This is a genomic window from Streptomyces sp. NPDC042336 (assembly GCF_055581985.1).
On the sequence record NZ_JBVJEA010000002.1, the window covers coordinates 81700 to 103873 of the forward strand.

Annotated in this window: 19 protein-coding genes; 6 read left to right on the plus strand and 13 right to left on the minus strand. The window is 73.5% G+C overall.

From position 1 onward, the window contains the following. The first annotated feature begins 41 nt into the window (after window positions 1-41). The 3 genes from ACZ6IM_RS05225 (at window position 42) to ACZ6IM_RS05235 (ending at window position 3848) form a co-directional block, all read left to right on the plus strand. Window positions 42-1136: a baeRF3 domain-containing protein gene (locus tag ACZ6IM_RS05225; RefSeq protein ID WP_052837269.1), complete on the plus strand. Its 1095-nt coding sequence runs from the start codon at window positions 42-44 to the stop codon at window positions 1134-1136. 121 nt (window positions 1137-1257) lie between these two features. Further along, the gene (locus ACZ6IM_RS05230) at window positions 1258-2277 is read left to right on the plus strand and encodes a Gfo/Idh/MocA family protein (protein ID WP_052837268.1); all 1020 of its coding nucleotides are present in this window, start codon (window positions 1258-1260) and stop codon (window positions 2275-2277) included. A 272-nt stretch (window positions 2278-2549) separates the two neighbouring features. Next, the gene (locus tag ACZ6IM_RS05235; protein WP_052837267.1) at window positions 2550-3848 is read left to right on the plus strand and encodes a PAS domain-containing protein; all 1299 of its coding nucleotides are present in this window, start codon (window positions 2550-2552) and stop codon (window positions 3846-3848) included. Between the two features lie 35 nt (window positions 3849-3883). On the opposite strand, the gene ACZ6IM_RS05240 is transcribed toward ACZ6IM_RS05235, so the two are convergent. Then, complete coding sequence (locus ACZ6IM_RS05240) at window positions 3884-5392, minus strand: DNA-binding protein NsdB (RefSeq protein ID WP_052837266.1); 1509 nt, start codon at window positions 5390-5392, stop codon at window positions 3884-3886. A 297-nt stretch (window positions 5393-5689) separates the two neighbouring features. Between ACZ6IM_RS05240 and ACZ6IM_RS05245 the strand changes: the two genes are divergently transcribed. Together ACZ6IM_RS05245 and ACZ6IM_RS05250 are read left to right on the plus strand one after the other, a co-directional pair. Further along, entirely contained in the window at window positions 5690-6832 is a 1143-nt protein-coding gene (locus tag ACZ6IM_RS05245) for an aminoglycoside phosphotransferase family protein (protein ID WP_052837265.1), read from the plus strand. A 343-nt stretch (window positions 6833-7175) separates the two neighbouring features. Continuing rightward, window positions 7176-9095, plus strand: a complete 1920-nt coding sequence (locus tag ACZ6IM_RS05250) for an N-acetylmuramoyl-L-alanine amidase (protein ID WP_469554324.1) — start codon at window positions 7176-7178, stop codon at window positions 9093-9095. A gap of 21 nt (window positions 9096-9116) precedes the next feature. Here the strand turns inward: ACZ6IM_RS05250 and ACZ6IM_RS05255 are convergent, their stop codons facing one another. The 6 genes from ACZ6IM_RS05255 to ACZ6IM_RS05280 form a co-directional block, all read right to left on the minus strand. Next, window positions 9117-9614: a hypothetical protein gene (locus ACZ6IM_RS05255; RefSeq protein WP_003971896.1), complete on the minus strand. Its 498-nt coding sequence runs from the start codon at window positions 9612-9614 to the stop codon at window positions 9117-9119. A 58-nt stretch (window positions 9615-9672) separates the two neighbouring features. After that, window positions 9673-10275, minus strand: a complete 603-nt coding sequence (locus tag ACZ6IM_RS05260) for an ABATE domain-containing protein (RefSeq protein ID WP_469554326.1) — start codon at window positions 10273-10275, stop codon at window positions 9673-9675. A gap of 36 nt (window positions 10276-10311) precedes the next feature. Beyond that, the gene (locus ACZ6IM_RS05265; protein WP_052837262.1) at window positions 10312-11214 is read right to left on the minus strand and encodes a universal stress protein; all 903 of its coding nucleotides are present in this window, start codon (window positions 11212-11214) and stop codon (window positions 10312-10314) included. 82 nt (window positions 11215-11296) lie between these two features. Further along, window positions 11297-11539 (minus strand): DUF397 domain-containing protein, encoded by a 243-nt coding sequence (locus tag ACZ6IM_RS05270; RefSeq protein WP_030182473.1) that lies wholly within the window; start codon window positions 11537-11539, stop codon window positions 11297-11299. A gap of 103 nt (window positions 11540-11642) precedes the next feature. Further along, a complete protein-coding gene (locus ACZ6IM_RS05275; protein ID WP_469554329.1) occupies window positions 11643-12482 on the minus strand; it encodes an alpha/beta fold hydrolase in 840 nt (279 codons plus the stop codon). A 50-nt stretch (window positions 12483-12532) separates the two neighbouring features. Then, a complete protein-coding gene (locus ACZ6IM_RS05280) occupies window positions 12533-14032 on the minus strand; it encodes an acyl-CoA synthetase (protein WP_469554330.1) in 1500 nt (499 codons plus the stop codon). Between the two features lie 172 nt (window positions 14033-14204). Here ACZ6IM_RS05280 and ACZ6IM_RS05285 point away from each other — a divergent pair, with 172 nt between their 5' ends. After that, a complete protein-coding gene (locus ACZ6IM_RS05285) occupies window positions 14205-15980 on the plus strand; it encodes a serine hydrolase domain-containing protein (RefSeq protein WP_469554332.1) in 1776 nt (591 codons plus the stop codon). A 30-nt stretch (window positions 15981-16010) separates the two neighbouring features. On the opposite strand, the gene ACZ6IM_RS05290 is transcribed toward ACZ6IM_RS05285, so the two are convergent. From ACZ6IM_RS05290 to ACZ6IM_RS05315, 6 genes are all read right to left on the minus strand, one after another. Next, window positions 16011-16202 carry a DUF2795 domain-containing protein gene (locus tag ACZ6IM_RS05290; RefSeq protein ID WP_052837259.1) on the minus strand — a complete coding sequence of 64 codons (192 nt, stop codon included), beginning with the start codon at window positions 16200-16202 and terminating at the stop codon, window positions 16011-16013. A gap of 88 nt (window positions 16203-16290) precedes the next feature. Then, a complete protein-coding gene (locus ACZ6IM_RS05295) occupies window positions 16291-17862 on the minus strand; it encodes a phytoene desaturase family protein (protein ID WP_469554333.1) in 1572 nt (523 codons plus the stop codon). Between the two features lie 60 nt (window positions 17863-17922). Then, on the minus strand, window positions 17923-19677 hold the full coding sequence (locus ACZ6IM_RS05300; protein ID WP_469554334.1) for a serine/threonine-protein kinase: 1755 nt from the start codon (window positions 19675-19677) through the stop codon (window positions 17923-17925). Window positions 19678-19699: 22 nt separating this feature from the next. Beyond that, window positions 19700-20524, minus strand: coding sequence for an oxygenase MpaB family protein (locus ACZ6IM_RS05305; protein WP_469554336.1), 825 nt, complete (start codon window positions 20522-20524; stop codon window positions 19700-19702). Between the two features lie 251 nt (window positions 20525-20775). Then, window positions 20776-21240: a glycine-rich domain-containing protein gene (locus tag ACZ6IM_RS05310; RefSeq protein WP_469555228.1), complete on the minus strand. Its 465-nt coding sequence runs from the start codon at window positions 21238-21240 to the stop codon at window positions 20776-20778. A gap of 231 nt (window positions 21241-21471) precedes the next feature. After that, window positions 21472-22077: a hypothetical protein gene (locus tag ACZ6IM_RS05315; RefSeq protein ID WP_469554338.1), complete on the minus strand. Its 606-nt coding sequence runs from the start codon at window positions 22075-22077 to the stop codon at window positions 21472-21474. Window positions 22078-22174: the final 97 nt, after the last annotated feature.

The following is a 22174-nucleotide window of genomic DNA, read 5'->3' on the forward strand; positions in this document are numbered from 1 at the left end:
CTCCGAATGCCTGATATGCCCGCGGGGCCTATCGTGCTGACATGGAGCACGATCTGAGTCCCGCCACCCTCGCCGAACTGCGACGGCCCCGCCCGTATCCGGCCGTGTCCGTCCTGACGCCGACGCACCGCCGCGAGCCGGACAACGCCCAGGACCGGGTCCGGCTGCGCAACGCGGTCGCCGCGGCCAAGAAACAGCTGGAGGAGGATCCGGCGGTCAGCCGCGACCGGCGCGCCGAGGTGTCCCGCGAGCTCGACCGGGCGCTGGCCGAGATCGACCTGACGTACGCCGAGGACGGCCTGGCGATCTTCGCCGCCCCCGGTGAGCACCAGGTCTGGACGCTCAGCCGTTCCGTGCCCGAGCGCGTGGTCCTCTCGGACACCTTCCTGACCCGCAACCTCGTCGCCGCACAGGTGGCCGAGCGGCCGTTCTGGGTGCTGTCGGTCGCCGCCGACCGCGTCAAGCTGTGGAGCGGCGGCGCGGGCCGGGTCGTGGAGGAACACCTCGGCGGCTTCCCGCTGGACCGGCCCGAGGAGGACTTCGACCCCGAGCGCCAGGAACGGATCGGTGACGCGCCGAGCACCTTCCGGGACGAGGGCACCCGCAGGTTCCTGCGCGACGCCGACACCGCGATGGGCAGGGTGCTGCGCGCGCATCCCCGGCCCCTGTACATCACCGGCCCCGAGCCGGCGCTGTCCCTCTTCGACGAGGCGGGCGCACTGGCCGCGGACGCGGTGCTCGTCCCGCACGGCGGGCTCGCGCACGGCACCGCCGAGGCGGTGTGGCAGGCGGTGCGTCCGGTGCTCGAGGACGAGGCGCGCGGGCAGGTCGAGGCGGTGGCCAGGGAACTGGACGCGGCCCGTGGCCGCAAGGACTTCGCGGCCGGGGTGGACGAGCTGTGGGAGAGCGCCCACACGGGCCGCGTCCGGCTGCTGGCCGTCGAGGAGGGCTTCAAGGTGACGATGCGCGACGACGGCGAGCACCTGCTCCCGGCGGACGACGGCGACCTCGACGCCCGCGAGGACATCGTGGACGAGATCGTCGAGCAGTGCCTGGAGACCGGCGCCGACGTCCGCTTCGTGCCGGACGGGGCGCTCGGGGACGCGGACGGCATCGCGGGAGTACTGCGGTACTGACGCCACCCCCGGGCGGTGACCGCTCGCCGCCCGGGGCTCTTGACGCGCGTGAAAGCCTGTTCGCCGTACACGTACCCGCGGCTGGCGGGTGCGCGGCGGACGGTGAAGGAGCGGACGCAGCGTGAGTGAACTTCTGGGTGTGGCGGTCCTGGGCGCGGGACACATGGGCGCCGACCACATACGACGCCTCGACCGGGTGGTGAGCGGCGCCCGGGTCGCCGCGGTGGCGGACCCCGACGCCGAGCGGGCGAAGGAGGCCGTGGGCGGCATCGGCGGGGTCGCCGTGCACACGGAGGTGGAAGCCGCCCTGGAGGCGCCGGGCGTCGAGGCCGTGCTGATCGCCTCCCCCGGCGAGGCACATGAGGAGGCGCTGCTGGCCGCCTTCTCGCGGGGGCTGCCGGTGCTGTGCGAGAAGCCCATGGTGCCGGGCTCCGCGGGTGCGCTGCGGGTGGTGGAGGCGGAGGCGCGGCTCGGCCGGAGGCTGGCGCAGATCGGGTTCATGCGGCGGTACGACGCCGAGTACCAGCGGCTGAAGTCCCTGCTGGACGGCGGGCGGCTGGGCCGGCCCCTGATGCTGCACTGTGTGCACCGCAACGTCTCCTCTCCGCCGCACTTCACCTCGGCGATGCTGGTCAACAGCTCCGTCTCGCACGAGATCGACGCGGCCCGCTGGCTGCTCGGCCAGGAGTTGAGCGCGGTGACCGTGTTGCGTCCGCGGCCGTCGGCCGGTGCGCCCGAGGGGCTGCTCGATCCGCAGTTCGTGCTCTTCGAGACCGAGGGCGGCGCCGTGGTGGACGTGGAGGTCTTCGTCAACTGCGGCTTCGGTTACGAGGTGCGCTGCGAGGCCGTCTGCGAGAAGGGCAGCGCCCGGATCGGCGCGGCGCACACCATGGTGGTGACGGCCGCGGGCGACGCGCGGGAGGAGGTGCCGCAGGACTACCTCGTACGGTTCGCCGACGCCTACGACCGCGAGGTGCGCAGCTGGGTGGACGCCACCCGCCGGGGCCGGGTCACCGGGCCGGGCTCCTGGGACGGGTACGCGGCCGCCGCGGCCGCCGAGGCCGGGGTGCGGGCACTGGAGACGGGCGCGCGCACGACCGTCGAACTGGCGCCCCGTCCGGCACTCCACGACCCGGCATAGAACAAGGGTCCGACGAACACCAGGACGACGACGCACACGAGGGGCGGTCCCCTCCAAGTCCCGTAGCGGGCCTACGACTTGCCTCGACGCCCGGGTACACCGAAGACGTACCCGGGTCACCCCGGGAAGACTGTGGCATATGCCGGAAGCACCACCGTATCGTGTGTTGCCGAATCCCTTACGGGGCATGGCGGGCTGTGCAACAGTCGTAACGGTCCTTCCGTCAGCCTCGGTTCCGCCTTGGTCGTACCGTCAGCACATCGGAGTGCGTCATGTCGTCCCATCTCTTCGCGGACCACCCGGCCGCCCAGCCACCGGGACCCGGCTCGGTCGAGGCGCTCATATCGCAGGCCCGGCGGCTGCGGGGCGACGTGGACGCGGTGCGACGGGACAGCCAGGACGACACGACGGACCCGCGGGGACGCTGGCAGCGCGCCCTGTACGACCTGGCGCTGCACCAACTCACCGACCTCGACACCCACTTGGCGCAACTACGGGACGGTCCCGCCCCCGCGCCCCGCGCCGGTTCGCTGCTCAGCCGGGTCGGCAGCGCGGAGTGGAACCTGCTCACGGACGAGGCCGAGTGGTCCGGGGAACTCTTCCGCATCCTGGGCCGCGACCCCGCCTCCGTCCCGCTCAGTCTCGACGAACTCCCCTCCCTGGTACTCACCGAGGACCGCCCGAAGCTGACCGCGATGGTCACGGACTGCCTCGTCGACGCCCGGCCCATCGACGGCGAGTTCCGCGTGGTGCGCCCCGACGGAGCCGTGCGCACCGTGCACATGATGGGCGAACCCGTCCTCGACGCCGACGGCAGCACCGCCTCGATGTGGGCGGTGCTGCGGGACGTCAGCGAACTGCGCCGCAGTCAGCGGGCGGTGAGCGAGACCCATGACTGGCTCCGGTACCCTCCGCCGCCGCCCTGGCACGGACTGCTGCGGTTCCCGGAGGCGGGACGGCCCGGCCTCGACCTGGCCGCCGTGCACCTCCCACCGACGTCCGCGACGGGCCGACGGTCCCGGTGCGAGGCGTGGTACGACGCGTGTCCGCTCGGCGCCGGCGACGAAACCCTGCTCACCGTCGGCGACTTCGGCCGCCCGGAGACCGAGGCGCACGGTCCGACGGTGCTCATCGGCGCCCTGCGCGGCCTGGCCCTTGCCGGCACCCGGCCGACGAGCCTGCCGGACCGGCTCGCCCAACTGCTCCGGGACACCGCGCTGCCGCCGGTGCACGGCGCCGTGTACTGCGGCTTCCGGCCGGACCGTCGCACCCTGACATGGGCCCACGACGCAGGCCCCGCCCCGCTGCTCTTCCGCGGCGGAACGGGGCGCGCGCTGACCGGACAGGACGGACCGTCCGGGCAGGCCGAGGCGACTCTTGAAGCGGGCGACCTGCTGCTCCTGCACACCGGGGCACGCGAACCGGCGGCCGTGGAGCACCTCCTCTCACTGGCCCCCCGGCTGACCGGAGCGGACTCCGCACAGGACGCCGTACGGCTCGTGGCACGGGAACTGGTCGAGGTTCCGGGTCGTCAGGACGCCTGTGTGCTGATGGCCCGGGTGACGTCGTGAGATCGGCCGGAATCCCGCACCGAGCAAGTCGCCGCCTACGCCGGCGCGACGCTGCCGCCCGACCCCTTCCCCTTGGGTGACCTGGCCTTGGGCAGGGCCAGCTTGATTTCCTCCCGCAGCTCCTGGATCTTCGGGTAACCGGCGTACTCGGCGGTGAGCCGGTACATCTGGCGCAGGCGGTCCCAGGTCCGCTGGGAGGAGTTGGACCCCATCGACACCAGGGCCAGGCGCGCGTACCGGTCCGCCTGTTCGGGGTCGTCGGCGATGAAGCAGGCGGAGGCCATCGACAGGTAGTCGAAGATCTTCGACCGCTGCCGGCCGTCGATCCTCAGGGCCAGGGCCTTGTCCGCGTAGTGCTGGGCGTGCGCGGCGGCTCCCGGTTCGAACTCGGCGAGCGTCCGGTAGGCCAGGGCCTGCATGCCGTACAGGTCCTCCTCCTTGAACGTCTGCATCCAGTCCGGGGGCGGCACGTCCGCCTTGTCGGAGACGAAGAGGTCCTCGGCCCGTCCCAGGGTGCGGCGCATCGCCTGGCCCTTGCCCATGGATGCCTGAGCCCAGGCCTCGATGGTGTAGAGCATGGCCTTGGTGCGCGGCAGCACCCGCTCGCCGGAGCCCGACTGGGCGAGCTTCATGAGGTCCAGGGCCTCGTCGGGCTTGCCCAGGTGCACCATCTGGCGGGCTGCCCTGGAGAGCGCCTCGCCCGCCCGGGGCCGGTCGCCGCCCTCGCGCGCGGCGTGCGCGGCGATGACGAAGTACTTCTGGGCCGTGGGTTCCAGGCCGACGTCGTGCGACATCCAGCCCGCGAGGACCGCGAGGTTGGCGGCGACGCCCCACAGACGCCGCTGGAGATGGGGTGGGTGGTGGTAGGCGAGCATGCCGCCCACCTCGTTGAGCTGGCCCACCACGGCCTTGCGCTGGAGCCCGCCGCCACGGGCGGCGTCCCAGGCGCGGAACACCTCGACCGAGCGCTCCAGTTCCTCCACTTCCTGCGACCCGATGGGGGCGGCCTCGTAACGGTCGAACCCGGCGGGGTCGGCGTGCAGGGGTTGGTGGGGATCGGGGGCGTCGGCCGCCAGGGCCGGGTCGGTGTGCAGCCAGTCGTGCATGGCGCTGCTGAGTGCGGAGCCCGCGGCGAGCGCGGCGCCCGCGCCCACCAAGCCGCGTCGGTTGAGCATGAGGTCCATTCCCGTGAATTCGGTGAGGACCGCCGCGGTCCGCTCGGGCGCCCACGGCACGCCGTCGGGATGCTCTTCGCTCCCGTCGTGTGGCCGTTTCCCCGCACGCCCGTGCCGGACCAGACCGAGGTCCTCGATGGTCACGACACGGCCGAGACGCTCGGTGAACAGGGCCGCCAGCACCCGCGGCACCGGATCGCGCGGGATCTCTCCCATGTCGATCCACCGCCGCACCCGCGAGGTGTCGGTCGCCAGCTGGGGGTGGCCCATGGCCGCCGCCTGCCGGTTGACCAGCCTCGCGAGTTCGCCCTTGGACCAGCCGGCCAGGCCGAACAGGTCCGAAAGACGGGTGTTGGGTTCTCCGCTCACGTCAAGCCCCCAGGTTCTCGGCTGAGTTGACAGTAGCCCCGTGCGGGTTGCCGGGCGACTATTCGCCACCGTTCGCCAGGGTGCGCCAGATGGTGTGCCACGGGCGGCCGGGTGTCAGGTAGGAATGCGCCACCCCGACCCGGTCGCCGTGGGGGTACTCCCCAGGGTGGCCCCGGGCGGCCGGTCGGGCGGCGCGACGGCTTTCGGAAGACGTACCCTCCGGCAGCGAACGGGCTGGACCAGGGCGGTACCTCTTCAGGCAGGCACAGCAGGCACACGAAGGGATCTGTCTCGCCCATGTACGCAGCATCGTCCTCCGTGTCCGCCCCGCAGCGCTCGCTGCACCCCCGCCCGACGGCGGGTGGCGGCCCCTATCTCGCCCCCGCGCGTCCGGCGGCCCCGGTGCTCGGGGCCGGCAGGGCGCGGCTCGGCGCGGGGCCCGGCACCCAGCCCCTCAGCGGAAGAATCGACCTGTCGGGCCCACAAGGGGCCCAACTGCGCACGGCTATCGCCGCGGTGCACCGGATCTGCCCGGAGTTCTCCCCCGTGCAGGTGCTGCGGCGCAGCGGGCGGTCCGTGCTCCTGGTCGGCACGACCGGGCGCAGCACGGCGGTGGCCAAGTGTTTAGTGGACCACTCCCCCGCGTGGGCGGAACGCAGCCGCCACGAGATAGGGGCATACCGCTCGTTCGTCCGGCAGCGCCCCCCGGTGCGGGTGCCGAGACTGATCGCGGCGGATCCGGACAACGGCACGCTGGTCATCGAGCGGATGCCCGGGCGGGTGGCGGCGTTGCAGCGGCACCCCCTGGAGGCCCCGCCGCGGGCGGACATCAGAGCGGCCATCGGGGCGGTGTGCCGGCTCAACGCGTGGCGGCCGCCGGCCGGCACGTTCGACGCCCCGCTGGACTACGCGGCCCGGATCTCCCGCTACCACGAGCTGGGGCTGCTCACCGACCGGGACCTGGGTGACCTGCAGAAGCTGCTGCACGGCATCGCGCATGCGGGCGGCCGCCAGGGCATGGGCCAGTTCTGTCACGGTGACGCGCTGCTGTCCAACGTCCTCATGTCCCCGGCCGGTCCGGTGCTGGTGGACTGGGAGCACGCGGGCTGGTACCTGCCGGGCTACGACCTGGCGACGCTGTGGGCGGTCCTCGGCGACGCCCCGGAGGCCCGCCGTCAGATCAGCCAGATCGCCCAGTCGACGGGCACGGCGGCGCGCGACGCCTTCCTGGTGAACCTGATGCTCGTACTGACCAGGGAGATCCGTACCTACGAGACGGCCGTGCAGCGTTCGATGCACGACACGGTCGCGGGACCGTCGGCGCCGGCCCATCCCGGTGCCGCGCCGACCGGCGAGGAACAGCGGCTGCTGCTGCGCCGGCTGCACGACGACTGCCAGATGGCCCGGCGGGCCGTGCGGGCGGCGGTCGGCACCCGCTGACGGTCACTGGCCGACGGCAGGGAGACAAGCCGACGGCAGGGAGACAAGAGGAAGAGGACAGTCCGCGGTGCGCCCCCGAGTGGGGCGCACCGCGGTTTTCGTGTCTGCGCCATCCGGGTGCGCGCAGGGCCATTGGTGTACGCCACTGACGCCGCGCAGGCCCGTGGGCCGCCGCCACGAAACTCGCCGAACCCCTTGCTGACGTGGGAAATCGCCGCCACGGCGGCATGATTGACGGATCGTCGGACCGCCGGGTACGACTGACCCAGCCCGGCCCCGTACGCCCGTCACGTCCCCTCACGCCCGACCGTCACAGGAGGCCGCTTTGCGAGGATCCCCCGTCGTGCCCGCCCTGGCCACCGCGGCACTGCTGCTGCCGCTGCTCGGCGCGGCGCCGTCCGCCGCCGTGCCCGAGGACGCGCCGCCCGCCCCGGACCGCCTCCAGCGGGCGTTCGCGACCGCGGCGGCCGAGTACCACGTGCCGCCCAGCGTCCTGCTCGGCGTCTCCTACCTCCAGTCCCGCTGGGACGCGCACGGCGGCGCGCCGAGCGTGACCGGCGGCTACGGCCCGCTGCACCTCACCGACGCCCGCGCGGCCCTGGCCGGGGCGCCGCACCACGGCGAGGGCGCCGAGGACCCGCGCGGCGACGACGCGCGCGCCGCGCTGCACCCGACGGGCGGTGCCACCACGGACCCCACCGACCTGCCGGCCCGGCTGACCACCCTGCCGAGGGCCGCCGAGCTGACCGGGCTGAGCCCCGAGGCGCTGCGCACGGACCCGGCGTCGAACGTGGCGGGCGGTGCCGCGCTGCTGGCCGCCGCGCAGCGGGAGCTGGGTGAGCCGCTCAGCGCCGACCCGGCGGACTGGTACGCGGCGGTGGCCCGTTTCTCGGGAGCGGAGGACTCCGCGACGGCGGCGGCCTACGCGGACGACGTGTACGAGGTCATCCGCAGGGGTGAGCGGCGCACCACGGACGCCGGTCAGCGGGTCTCCCTCGCCGCCCGTCCCGAGGTGGCACCGGATGTCTCGCAGCTGGACGACGCGGGTCTGCGTGCCGCGTCCGCCGCCGGTACGGAGTGCCCGGCGTCGGTGTCCTGCGAGTGGGTCCCCGCGCCGTACGAGGAGTTCGGGGACGGCGACTACGGCAACCACGACCTGGGCAGCCGGCCGGCCTCCCAGCGCATCCGCTACATCGTCGTGCACGACACGGAGGGCACCTGGAACGGGGTCCTCAACATGGTCCAGGACCCCACCTATGTGTCCTGGAACTACACGTTGCGCTCCACCGACGGCCACATCGCCCAGCATGTGAAGGCCAAGGACGTGGCCTGGCACGCGGGCAACTGGTACGTCAACGCGGGGTCGATCGGCCTGGAGCACGAGGGCTTCCTGGCCGAGCCGGACGCCTGGTACACGGAGGCGATGTACCGGTCGTCGGCGCGACTGGTGAAGTACCTGGCGAACAAGTACGACATCCCGCTGGACCGGCAGCACGTCCTCGGCCACGACAACGTCCCCGGCACCACCACGGCGACGATCCCGGGCATGCACACGGACCCGGGCCCGTACTGGGACTGGCGGCACTACTTCCAGCTGCTTGGCCGCCCCTTCGAGCCGACCGCGGGCAAGAAGTCCCCGCTGGTGACGATCCGCCCCGACTACGACGCCAACCGTCCCGCGTACACCGGCTGCGAAACGGCGGGCGAGCCCTGCGCGGCGCACGGCTCCAGCGAGGTGCGGCTGTACTCCGACCACGACGTGAACGCCCCGCTGATCAAGGACGTCGGCCTCGGCACCACCCCCACGACCGGGGTGAACGACCTGTCCTCCCGGGTCTCCACGGGCCAGCAGTACGCGGTGGCCGACCGCTGGGGCGACTGGACGGCCATCTGGTACCTGGGGCAGAAGGCGTGGTTCCGCAACCCGGCCGCAAGCCCGGCGGCGGTGCCCGCGTCCGGCCGGGTGATCACTGCGAGAAAGGGCCTGGAGAGCATCCCGGTGTACGGGCGCGCCTACCCGGAGAAGGCCGCCTACCCGGCGGACGTGCCCGCCCAGGCGGTGTCCCCGCTGCCGTACACCCTGCCGGCGGGGCAGAAGTACGTGGTCGGTGAGAAGGTGCCCGGCGAGTACTACTACGCGGTCACCTTCGACGAGGCCTCCCACCGGGTGGTGACCGGCAAGGACCAGTACTACGAGATCCAGTACGGCCACCGGGTCGCGTACGTGCGCGCCGCCGACGTGACGGTCTCCGCCGCGCGGTAGGACCGGTCCGGGGGGCGGGTCTCAGCCCTGCTGGAAAAGCTCCGCCGGGAGAGGCTTCAGCAGGGCGTACAAGTCGTCGGTGATGGGGCGGTCCCAGGCGGCGATGGTCACCAGGACGCCGTCGCTGCGGTCGAACTGCACGCAGGAGATCCGGCTCTCGGAGAGCTTGAGGCGGCGCACGATGAGCAGGTTGTCGCCCTGCATCACGGGGACGTCCTCGGCGCCGACGACCGTGATCTCCTCGTCGTTCTCCAGTGCGAGCAGCAGCTGGGCCACCTCGAAGGGGATCTCGCCCTCGGGGACCTCGCGGGCCGGGGAGCCGTCCGGGAGGTTGCCGATGATCATCGCGGGGCCGCGGCCGCCGAACAGGTCGTAGCGCAGGAAGACGCCCTGGCAGCTGCCGTCGGGCGCGGGCAGCAGACCGGCGCCGAGGTTGCCGGGCCAGTCGCCCGGGTCCATGGCCAGTACGTCGAAGTCGGGCCCGGCGGGCGTGGCGCTGCGGCGGCGGAGGAACGACATGCCGCAATGGTACGTGGCCGAGGGCCCCGCGCGGCGTGCGGGCGGCCACCCGGCCGGGCTACGCGGTCCGCCGGTGGCGGTCCTGGTGGCGGGCGACCCGGGCCCGGTTGCCGCAGGAGGGCTTGCACCACTCCTGACGCGGGTGCTCCTTGAGGAAGTAGCGCACGCAGCGCGGGGCGTGGCAGGCGCGCAGCCGCTGCCGGTCGGGCCCGGCGAGGAAGCCGATCACGGCCTGCGCGAGGGCGGCGGCGAGGTCGGCCCGCGTGCCCTGCGCGGGCGCGGCGCTCACGACGGGCTCCTCGTCGTCGGCCCAGGCCAGGACGGGGACCGTGGGGGTACGGGCGGCGGCCTCGTTCAGGCGCCGCAGTGCCTGGGGCACGGGCAGCAGCCGGGCGGCGTCGGCGGGGCTCGGCTCGCCGGGGCGCACGGCGCGGGCGAAGAGGGCACGGGCGGCGGCCCGCACCTCGCGTACGGCGGCCAGGGTGGACGCGTCGGCCGCGAAGGCCCCGGCGCCCGGCACGACGCCGGGGTGCGCCCCGACCCAGGCGGTGAGTCCGGCGGGGTCGGCCAGCTCGTCGGCGATCCCGCCGTGGCCGTCGTGCCTGACGGTCAGCGCCAGGTCGAGCGCGATCCGGGTGTGCCTGCTGGGCGAGTCCTGCATGCGGCCGATGATAGGCACGCCGGGGTGGGGCGGGTGTCACTCCTGCGGGGGAGCCGGTGGCACCACCGCGATCGGGGCCGCCGCGTGCAGCAGCACGGCGTGGGTGACCGAGCCCATCATGCGGGCGGGGGCCAGCAGGCGCCGCCGGTGTCGGCCGACCACGACCAGGTCGGCGTCCCTGGAGGAAGCGACCAGGTTCCCGGCGGCGTCACCGGGCACGACGTGGGTGTCGGCCCGGACGTCGGGGTGGCGTCCGCGGTAGGGGGCGAGCAGGCCGTCGGCCAGGACGCGGGTCTCGCTCTCGACGGAGACCTCGTCGATCACCAGCGGCATCATCTGCCCCGCGGCGGCCCAGGTCTGCACCGGCCACGGGTAGGCGGCGACCACCTGGAGGCGGGCGCCGCGCAGCTCGGCCTCGGTGAAGGCGAAGGACAGGGTGGCGTCGTCGGGACTGTCCACGTGCAGGCCCACCACCACCCGCGGGCCGGGTTCGGCGGGCGCCTCGCCGTGGACCTCGCGTCCGGGGCGGGGCACCACGACGACGGGGCACTCGGCGTCGCGGGCGGCGGCCATGCCGTTGGAGCCGAGCAGCAGGCCGGTGAAGCCGCCCCGGCCGCGGGAGCCGAGGACCAGCAGCTGTGCGTCGGCGCCCAGTTCCGGCAGCAGGGCGCCCGGTACGCCCTCCATGCCCACGTACTCCGTCGGCACGGCGAAGGCCCGCCCCTGAAGGTGCGCGCGTGCCTGGTCGAGCGCCGGGTCCTCGGCAGTGTCCGGCGGACCCGCGACCAGGACGTCGGTCTGGGCCCAGGCGGCGTACTGGCGGACGTGCACCACCCGCAGGGGTGCCTCGCGCCGGTGGGCGGCGTCGAGCGCCCAGTCCAGAGCGCGCAGGCCGTCGTCGGAACCGTCGACCGCCGCGATGACCGGCAGGGTGCTCATGGGTCCTCACCTCCGGAGTACGGACTTCCCCCCGGCGGCGGACCGAACACCCGGGTTCGGCCGGTCGGCGCACCCCCGCGCTCTACGTGAGGTCGAACTCCCCTTCCCGCGCTCCCGACACGAACGCGCCCCATTCCGCCGGGGTGAAGATCAGAGAGGGGCTCTGCGGGCTGCCGCTGTTCCGCATGGCGATGAACCCCTCGACAAAGGCGATCTGGACATCGCCCAGGCCCCGGCTGCTGGACTGCCACTGCGCGTTGCTGAGATCCAGCTCGGGCTTGTCCCAGCCCATGAGCGGGCGCTGGTGGGTGGTGCTCTCGGCCACGTCCGTGCTCCTCCCGGTTTCGTCGTCCGCGGCCAGCCTAGCGATCGCGTCGTACCGCCGACAGGCCGTGTGAGGGGTCCCTTCGGAAGAGAACCGAAGGAGATCAGTCCTGTCCGAGGAAGTCGGCGACCCGGTGGGCGAACCACCGCGGGTCGTCCAGCCACGGATAGTGCCCGGCGCCGGGCTGGACGGCGAACTCGGCGTGCGGAAACACGTCGGCCAGGCGGCGGGCGAGATCCGGGGCGGGGCCGCCGTCGCGCTCACCGGCGAGAACCAGGACCCTGGCGGGGCAGCGGGCGAGGGCTGCGCGGGTGGCGGGCGGGTCGAAGGCGTCCGGGGAGAGGTAGACGTCTCCCGCCTCGTCGTTGCTCTCCTCGTCGGCGAGCGCGTCATGTTGGCGAGCCGCGTCGTCCCAGCGGCCGAAGAAGAAGGGGGCGAACACGGGATCGAAGTCGCCGGTCCCGGCGAGCCAGGCCCGGAAGGGCCCGATGGCCTCCTCGAACCAGGGCTCGTCCGCGCGCAGGAGCGCCGCCCGGAGCCGGTCATCGGCCGTCGGCGGCATGCCCAGGGCCCGGGGGCTGGTGGCGACCAGGGCGAGGCGGGACACCCGTGCCGGGTGGCGGGCGGCGTACAGCATGGCGAGGCTGCCCCCGGCAGAGTGCGCGAGCAGCTCCATGCGTTCGAGGCCGAGGTGCTCGCGCAGTGCCTCCACGTCGTCCACGAGCCGGTCGCAGCGGTACGTCGACGGGTCTTCCGGAACGGCGGAGTCGCCGGTGCCGCGCAGGTCGAGGAGGATCAGCCGGCGGTGTTCGGCGAGGCCGCCGAGGTCGCCGAGGTAGGCGGAGGCGCGCATGGGTCCGCCCGGCAGGACGACCAGCGGGTCGCCCTCGCCCCGCACGTGGAAGGCGAGGCGGGTCCCGTCGTGGGCGGTGAAGGTCTTCATGGCGCCGATCCTCACGGGCGGCCGCTTCGTCGCGCAACCAGGTCGCGGTGTCAGGAACCGGCGAAGCGGTCCCGCAGTTCCCTCTTGAGGATCTTCCCGCCGGCGTTGCGCGGCAGGGCGTCCACGAACCGCACCCGCTTGGGTGCCTTGAAGGCGGTGAGTTTCTGACGGGCGTGCGCGATCAGTTCGTCCTCGGTGACCTCGCCGCGCGGGACGACGACGGCGGTGACGGCCTCGATCCACCGCTCGTCGGGCAGGCCGATCACGGCCGCCTCGGCGACGGCGTCGTGCGTGTAGAGGGCGTCCTCGACCTGGCGGGAGGCCACCAGGACCCCGCCGGAGTTGATGACGTCCTTCACCCGGTCGACGATCGTGTAGTAGCCGTCCGCGTCGCGTACGGCGAGGTCGCCGGAGTGGAACCAGCCGTCGCGGAAGGCGGCCGCGGTCTCCTCGGGCCTGTCCCAGTAGCCCTCGCACAACTGCGGAGAGCGGTAGACGACTTCGCCGGGTGTGCCGTCGGGCACGTCCTTGCCGTCCTCGTCGACCACGCGCGCGTCGACGAACAGGACGGGGCGGCCGCAGGAGTCCATGCGGCCCTCGTGCTCGTCCGGGCCGAGGACGGTGGCGAGGGGGCCGATCTCGCTCTGGCCGAAGCAGTTGTAGAAGGCGAGGTGCGGCAGGCGGGCGCGCAGCCGCTCCAGGACGGGCACCGGCATGATCGACGCGCCGTAGTAGGCCTTGCGCAGGCCGTCGAGGTCGCGGGTGGCGAAGTCGGCGCGGTTCGCCAGGCCGATCCACACGGTCGGCGGTGCGAAGAGGCTGTCCACGCGGCCCGCTTCGATCAGGTCGAAGATCCGGTCGCCGTCGGGCGCGTCCAGGACGATGCTGGTCGCGCCGACCGCGAGGTAGGGCAGCAGGAAGACGTGTGTCTGCGCCGAGTGGTAGAGCGGGAGTGCGTGCACGGGGCGGTCTCCGGCGCCGAGGTCCAGGGCGGTGATGGCGCTCAGGTACTCGTGTACCAGCGCACGGTGGGTCATCATCGCGCCCTTGGGCAGCGCGGTGGTGCCGGAGGTGTAGAGCAGCTGCACCAGGTCCTCGGCGCCCGGTTCGCGGCCGTCGTAGGCGGGCGCCGACGCGAGGCGGGCCAGGAGCGAGTCGTCGGCGTCGCGCAGCGGCAGGGTGCGGGTCCCGCCGGGGAGCCGGGCGGCGAGGCCGGGGTCGGCGAGGACCAGGGTGCTGCCGGACTGGCCGACGATGTAGGCGAGGTCGTCGCCGGTGAGGTTCTGGTTGACCGGGACGTGCACCAGGCCCGCGCGGGCGCAGGCCAGGAACGCGATCAGGTAGGCGTCGGAGTTGTGGCCGTAGGCGCCGACCCGGTCGCCGGGGGCCAGTCCCTCGCCCAGCAGGACGCTCGCCGCGCGGGAGACCGCGGTGTCCAGCTCCTCGTACGTCCAGGAGCGGTCGCGGTACTCCACCGCGACGCGCGCCGGGGTGCGTCGGGCGCTGCGCCGCAGCACCCCGTCGACCGTGCTGCCGTGTCCGGGCGTCATGACCTGATCCTCGGCCGGTCGCGGGGACGGGTCAAGCGGTGCGCGGGGCCGGCCGGCTCCTCGCAGCCGCTCCGTACGCCCCATTGACACGACCCGTCACTGACAGGAAAGTTTCACTCCGCACGGCGATCCGGGAAAGATACTTTCAGCTTCGACGGCGGGAGACTCTTCGATGGCCGGTCAGGCGAGCAACGGATGCACACGGCGTCAACTGGGCGCCGGCGCCCTGGCCCTGGGGGGTGCGCTGGCCATCGCCCCGTTCGCGGCCGGGCCGGCCGCGGCCGTCTCCGACCGGGGCCGCCGCCCCACCCTGCGGCACGGCTCCGCCGAACGGGCCGGCCTGCTCCCGGGCCATCTGCGCCAGCTCGTCACCGACGCCGAGTCGTTCCTCGGCCCGTCCCCCGTGCACCCGTGGTACGCGGGCGCCGTGCTGCTGGCCGGCCGGGGCGGCACGGTGGCGCTGCACGAACCGATCGGCATGGCGGTGCGCTACCGGGCCTACGACGAGGTCACCGACACCGGTGTCGAGTTCCCGGCGGGGCAGCAGATTCCGATGGCGAAGGACACGGTGTTCGACCTCGCGTCGATCTCCAAACTTTTCACCTCGATCCTCGCCGTGCAGCAGCTGGAGCGGGGCGCGCTGGAGCTGGAGGCTGCGGTCGCCTCGTACCTGCCGGACTTCGCGCGCGCGGGCAAGCAGGACATGACGGTCCGTCACCTGCTCACGCACACCTCGGGTTTCCGGGCCTGGATCCCGCTGTACGCCGCACCCACGTACGAGGAGAAGATCCAACTCGTCTACGACGAGGCTCCGGTGAACGCCCCCGGTACGGCGTACCTGTACTCGGACCTGAACATGATCTCGCTCCAGCTGGTGCTGGAGCGGATCACGGGCCGCGCCCTGGACGCGCTGCTGCGGGACGAGATCACGGAGCCGCTCGGTCTCACCCGCACCCGCTACAACCCGCCCGCTTCCTGGCGGCCTCGGATCGCGGCCACGGAGGACGCCCGCAAGCCCTGGTCCGGTCTGGACCGCGGTCTGGTGTGGGGCGAGGTGCACGACGAGAACGCCTTCGGTCTGGGCGGAGTGGCCGGGCACGCGGGGGTGTTCTCCTCGGCGTGGGACCTCGCGGTCCTCGGCCGTACGCTGCTCAACGGCGGTTCCTACGCCCGGGCCCGCATCCTGCGGCCGGAGTCGGTGGAGCTGATGTTCACCGACTTCAACACCGGCTTCCCGGGCGACGAGCACGGGCTCGGCTTCGAGCTGTACCAGCACTGGTACATGGGGGCGATGGCGACGCCGCGCACGGCCGGGCACACCGGGTTCACGGGCACCTCGCTGGTGCTGGACCCGACGACCGACTCGTTCCTCGTCGTCCTCGGCAACTCCGTCCACCCGGTGCGCGGCTGGCGTTCCGGGTCGGCTCCGCGGGTGGCGGCGGCCACCAATCTGGCGCGAGCGGTACCCGTGCGGCCCGCACACGGACGCACCGCATGGTTCTCGGGGACGGCGAGTGCCACGACGGCCACGCTCACCCTGCCCGCGCTGGACACCTCGGCCGGGCGGGCACGGCTGCGCTGCTCGCTGTGGTGGGACACCGAGCCCGGGTCGGACACCCTGGTGCTGGAGTCCACGACCGACGGCGGCACGTCGTGGCAGCCCGTGCCGTTCACCACGACCCGGCGCGGCGCGGCACCCCAGGAGCATCCGGCGGGCTCGGCCACCGGCTGGTCGGGGCGCGTCTGGCACGCGCTGAGCGCCGGCCTCCCGGCCGCGCGGGGACTCACCCTGCGCTGGCGGTACACCACCGACCGGCTGTACGTGGGCCGCGGGGCGTACGTCGACGGACTGCGCGCGGAAGCGGGCGGTGACGTCCTGTTCCACGACGCGCGCCCGGCGGACGCGGCACGCGTGGAGGCGGTGGGATGGTCGCCGTCGGCCGACTAGGAACCGGCGCGCGACCGGGCCACGGGTGCGCTAGCCGTTGAAGACGGCCTTCTGGACCTCGTTCGGACCGTCGAAGCTGTTCTCCTTCAGTCCGTCGAGACGGCTCACGACCTTGTCGTCGGCCTTGTTCTTGCGGGCGCGGTCGACGAGCGACTTCTTGTCCGCCGGGTAGTCCATGCCGTTGAGGGCCTTCTGCAGGTCGATGGGGCTGAGGTCCGCCATGACGGGCTCCTTGTCGTGCGGGTGTTGGGTACGGAATTTCCGTTATGTCGCGGTACCCAGCCCCGTCCCGGGCATGCGCACACACCCGTCAGCCGCGGGCCCCGTCCAGCACGGCCATCGCCGCGTTGTGCCCCGGCACCCCGCTCACCCCTCCCCCGCGCACGGCTCCCGCACCGCACAGCAGGACGTTGGCCTGCCCGGTCTCCACTCCCCAGTGGCCGGTGCCCTCCTGGGCGTGGGGCCAGGACAGCTCGCGGTGGAAGATGTTCCCGCCGGGCAGGCGCAGATCGCGCTCCAGGTCGAGCGGCGACCTGGCCTCGATGCAGGGCCGCCCCTCGGCGTCGGTCGCCAGGCAGTCCGCGAGGGGCTCGGCGAGATGGGCGTCGAGCTGGGCGAGGGTCGACTTCAGCAGCTCCTCGCGTACGGCGTCGTTGTCCCGGGCGAAGAGGCGGGCCGGCGTGTGCAGGCCGAACAGGGTGAGGGTGTGCATGCCTCTGGCTGCCAGGTCGGGGGCGAGGACGGTCGGGTCGGTCAGCGAGTGGCAGTAGATCTCGGACGGCGGCGCCTCGGGCAGGTCGCCGGCGGCCGCCCGGGCGTGCGCGGCGGCCAGTTGGCCGTAGCCCTCGGCGATGTGGAAGGTTCCGGCGAAGGCCTCGCGCGGGTCGGCCTCCGGGTCGCGCAGCCGCGGGAGCCGGGTCAGCAGCATGTTCACCTTGAGCTGGGCACCCTCGGCGGGCGGCGGCGGCGCCTGGCCCGTGAGCGCCGCCAGGTCCCGCGGTGAGGCGTTGACCAGGACGTGGCGCGCGGCGGCGACGCCCTCGCCGGCGGCCGAGCGGTAGGTGACCTCCGCCGTTCGCCCGTCCGCGTCGATCCGCACCGCCTCGTGACCGGTGGCGAGCACGGCACCTGCGGCACGCGCCGCGTCGGCCAGCGCGTCGGTGAGGGCGCCCATGCCTCCGACCGGCACGTCCCAGGCGCCGGTGCCGCCGCCGATCACGTGGTAGAGGAAGCAGCGGTTCTGCGCCAGCGAGGGGTCGTGGGCGTCGGCGAAGGTGCCGATCAGCGCGTCGGTGAGAGCCACGCCCCGTACCAGGTCGTCGGCGAAGTGCTCCTCGATGGTGATGCCGACCGGTTCCTCGAACAGGGCCCGCCAGGCCGTCTCGTCGTCGACCCGGCGGCGCAGTTCGTCCCGGGTGGGCAGCGGTTCGGTGAGGGTGGGGAAGACCCGCTGGGCCACATGGCCGGTCATGGCGTAGAAGCGCTGCCAGGCGGCGTACTCGCGATCCGAGCCGGTGAGCCGGGCGAAGGACTCGCGGGTGCGGCGCTCGCCCCCGCCGACCAGGAGCCCGGTGGGCCGCCCGGCGCGCTCGACGGGCGTGTACGAGGAGACGGTGCGCGCGCGCACCCGGAAGTCCAGGCCGAGATCCCGCACGATCTTCCTGGGCAGCAGGCTGACCAGGTACGAGTAGCGCGACAGCCGTGCGTCGACCCCGGCGAACGGCCGCGTGGACACGGCCGCTCCCCCGGTGTGGTCCAGCCGTTCGAGGACCAGCACGGACCGGCCGGCCCGGGCCAGGTAGGCGGCCGCGACCAGACCGTTGTGGCCGCCGCCGACGATGACGGCGTCAAAGCTGCGGGAGGTGCGGGGCGGGGTCGTCATGGCTCTTGGTAACACGCCCCGATCGCAGGCGGCCAGCCCGCCGTCGCGCACCGTCCGCGCTCAGCGTGCCGACCCGCGCAGTGCCGCGACCCCGCGGTACAGCTCCGCGGCCTCGGCGGCGCGGCCGAGCCGTTCCAGGCAGTGGGCCTCCTCGTCGCGGGCGACGAGGGTGTCGGGGTGGCCGGGGCCCAGAACCCGTTCGCGGGCGGCGGTGACCAGGCGGTACTCGGTGAGGGCGGGCGACCAGCGGCCGAGCCAGCCCAGGGCGACGGCGACCTCGCGGTGGCTGACCAGGGTGTCCTGGTGGTCCGGGCCCAGCACGCGTTCGCGGACCGCGCACACTCCGCGGGCCTCGGCGAGGGCGTCCGCCCAGCGGCCCAGCCTGCCGAGGTTGACGCCGAGGCCGTGCCGGGCGCGCAGCGTCTCGGGGTGCTCGGGTCCCTGGGCGCGGGCGCGGTCGTCGACCAGCTCCTCGTACACGGTCAGCGCTTCGGCGCAGCGGCCGAGCCGGCCGAGGGCGACGCCCGTCTCGTAGCGGGCGGCGAGCGTGTCGGGGTGGTCGGGGCCGAGCACACGCGCGCGGACGCCGGCGACGTCGCGGTAGATCGCCAGGGCCTCCTGCCAGCGGTCCAGCCGCCCGAGTTCGTAGGCCACCTCGTAGCGCGTGACGAGGGTGTCGGGGTGGTCCGCACCGAGCACGCGGGCCCGGGCCGCGGCCACCTCGCGGGCCGTCCGGTGGGCGTCTTCGGTACGGCCGAGCCGACCGAGGTTGGAGGCCAGGTTGTGCCGGCAGCGCAGGGTGTCGGGATGGTCGGCGCCCATGGTGCGCTCACGGGCGGTCAGGACCGACGTGTACACCTGGTGGGCGTCGGTGTGGCGGCCCAGTCGGCCCAGGGTGTAGGCCATCTCCTGGCGGACGGCGAGGGTGTCGGCGTGATCGGCTCCCAGCGTCCTGATCCTGGCCTCGGCGACGCCCTTGTACGCGCGCAGCGCCGCGGCGGCGTGACCGGTGCGGCCGAGGGCGAAGGCGGCCTCGTACAGGTCCAGGATGATCCGGTCCAGGTAGCCGGGCAGTCCGGCGCGGCGGGTGCGGGGCGGCGCGGGCTCGGTGTCGCGGTGGCCGACGAGGATCGCCCAGGCGTCGTCGAGGTCGAACGGCGGGACGCCGGTGGCGATCTCGTAGAGCACACAGCCCAGGGAGTACAGGTCGCTGCGCCGGTCGACCTCGTCGCCGCCGATCTGTTCGGGCGACATGTAGTGCGGGGTGCCCATGGCGATGCCGGTGCCGGTCAGCCGGGCGGTGAAGCCCGCGTCGTGGCCGAGCCGGGCGATGCCGAAGTCGCAGATCTTCACGGTGCCGTCGGCGGTCCGCACGATGTTCGCCGGCTTGAGGTCGCGGTGGACGATGCCCTGATCGTGGGTGTAGGCGAGTGCGGAGGCGATCTGCTCGGCGATATCGACGACGTCGGCGACGGGCAGCGGGTGGCCCTTGTTGTCCTCCAGGAGCCGGCTCAGGTCGTGTCCCTCCAGCAGCTCCATGACCAGGAAGAGCACGCCGTCCCACTCGCCGAAGTCGTGGACGACGGTCACCCCGCGGTGCTGGAGAGCGGCGGCCACCCGGGCCTCGCGCCGGAATCTCTCCCGCAGGACGCGGGTGAAGGAGTGGTCGTGCTGATCGCCCAGTGGCTTGAGGCACTTGACGGCTATGCGACGGCCCAGTGACTCGTCGCGCGCCCGCCACACCTCGCCCATGCCACCGCGCCCGATCCGTTCGAGCAGCCGGTACCGGCCCTGGATCAGCGTGTCGTCCCCCATGACTTCGCCCCGCCCCCGTGGTTCAGTCCGCCCCGCCCTCCCCTGGCCGGTCCAGTATGGCCGCTTGTCGTCCGATTTTGTATGGCGCGGGGCGCGCGGCCGGACCGAGTCGCGCCACGGCGCGCAGGATGTGCTGGGGCGGCAGCTGCCAGCGCACCCGGGACGGGACCAGGCGCAGCAGGGTGCCCGTGGCGCGCAGCCGGCGGGTGACGGTGGCGGGTTCGGGCGCCGGTCTGCCGTAGAGCTCGTGCGCGTACGGCGGCAGTGAGTCGTACGCGAGACGTGCGACCCGCCGCCACAGCAGCTCGCGGGCCGGGACCAGGAGGGGGTCGACGGGCGGGCGGAGCAGGAAGTCGTCCACCTCGTGCGCCTCCGGTCCCGCTGCCAGTTCGGGCCGCACCCGCGCGAAATAGGCGGCCAGCTCGGCCCGGTCCGCGGGGACGGAACCGGGGTCGAGGCCGACGAGACGGGCGCTGTGCCGGTGTTCGGCGAGGTAGCGGTCGGCGTGCGCGTCGGTGAGCGGGAACCCGGAGCGGCGCAGCACGTGCAGGTAGGAGCCGATCTCGGCGCAGTGCACCCACAGCAGCAGCGCGGGCTCGTCGACACCGTAGCGCTCCCCCGTCTCCGGGTCGGTGGCGCCGAGCATGCGGTGGATCTTCCGCACCCGGGCGCCGGCCCGCTCGGCGGCCTCGGTGGTGCCGTACGTCGTGGTGCCGACGAAGCCTGCGGTGCGCATCAGCCTGCCCCAGGCGTCGCGCCGGAAGTCGCTGTTCTGCATCACGCCGCGCACGGCGCGCGGGTGCAGGGCCTGGAGGTAGAGAGCGCGGATGCCGGCCACCCACATCATCGGGTCGCCGTGCGCCTGCCAGGTAATGCACTCGATAGGGGTCCCTATACAGCAGAGCCCCGGCCGACGCTGAGGCGTCGACCGGGGCGGGTACTGCTGGCTACGGCTTGGGCGGAGTGACAAACCCCCGGACGGGCCGCGGTTCCTGCGGGCTACGCGACGCGGGCTGCTGCGCGCGCTTCCACGCTGCGACCAGGTCCGCATAGCGCGGGTCGATCCATTCGGACACGGTGCCTCCCTTCACGGGCAGGCTACGCCGCCCCGGGCTTCGGCTTCGGCTTGGGCGTGACGACGATGGTGCACTCCGGAGCGTGCTGGCACTTCGCCGCCACGGAGACGAGGGTCTCGTCGGACGGCGGCCCCCACAGCTCCGGGTCCGCCTCCCAGCCGAGCGCCGCGATCGTCTCGCGGGTCCGGTCCAGGATCGGCGGGTCGTAGCTCGTGGGGTCGTAGCCCGGGGAGTGGTGCACGAACGTGCCCTCGCCGCCGAGCCGCTCGCACAGTTCGGCGTACATCTCGGTGTGAAGGATCAGGGCGTGCCAGCCCTCGTCGACGATCCGCGACGGCGCCAGGCCGAGACCCGGGTTGGTCGCGCACGCGGCTACGAACTTGAGGCCCTCGTCGACGATCCGGCCGGCCATCTCCTCGGACATGTCCGGGTTGGCGTCCATGACGGTGCCGCGGACGCTGGCGAACTGGGCGTCGGTGATGAGCATGCGGACGAGGGCGGGCGGCGGGGTAGGGCCCGGAGGTATCGTCACGGGATCTCCTTCGCTGGTTGCGGATGGGGATGGCCCGCCCGGGCCGGGGGCAACTGTCCGGCTGCCCGGCCTGGGCGGGAGCTCGTGGGCGGCGCGGTCAGCAGCCGCAGGTGGTGATGGACCAGATCAGCAGTCCGCCGAGGACCGCCAGGACGGCGAGGTAGGTGTAGAGCCGCGGGTCACGCTTCACGCTGGGCCCACCTCGGCGTCCGCTTGCTGCGCCAGCTGGTGCTTGCCGGCGGCGATGAGCCGGGCGACCGCGAGCGGTGCGCAGAGCATCGCCGCCGACGCCATCGGCACCGCCCAGTAGGAAGCCCAGGTGCGTGCGTTGAGCGTGTCGAGGTCGGTACTCGGGACGCCCAGGTAGGTGTCCCGGCCGAGGCAGTCGACGTCCACCGTGCGCCAGTCGTCAACGGCCTTGTGCCACGTGGTGGGCATGCTGGCCGGGACCAGGGCGTAGTAGCGGCGGCCGCTCGGGTCGCAGATGACCGGGCCGCCGGCGAGAGCCTCGCTGAGGAAGGCATCGACGTCGGCCGACGGAGCGCTGCGCTCGCCAGCGACGGCGAGGACCAGGCGCAGCGGCAGACGCACGGCGGAGAACAGCGTGCCGAGCGGCAGCAGAGTGACGCCACCTGCCTGCCACTCCATCCGGGCCCGGTCCCGGCTGTGGCCGTCGAGTGTCGACAGCAGCCAGTGCTCCGTCGCCAGCCGCCGGTCGGCTGTGGGGTGTACGAGGACACCGGGGTCGGTCTCCACCGGACTCAGTGCCCGTGATCTCTGCGTCTCCGTCATGCCGCGATGCTGTCCGTTGTACGGATGGTGCGGGAGTGTGTACGTGGCGTGAGTCGCTTTGGTCGCTTCACACAGTGTGTGAACGCGGTGTGGCTAG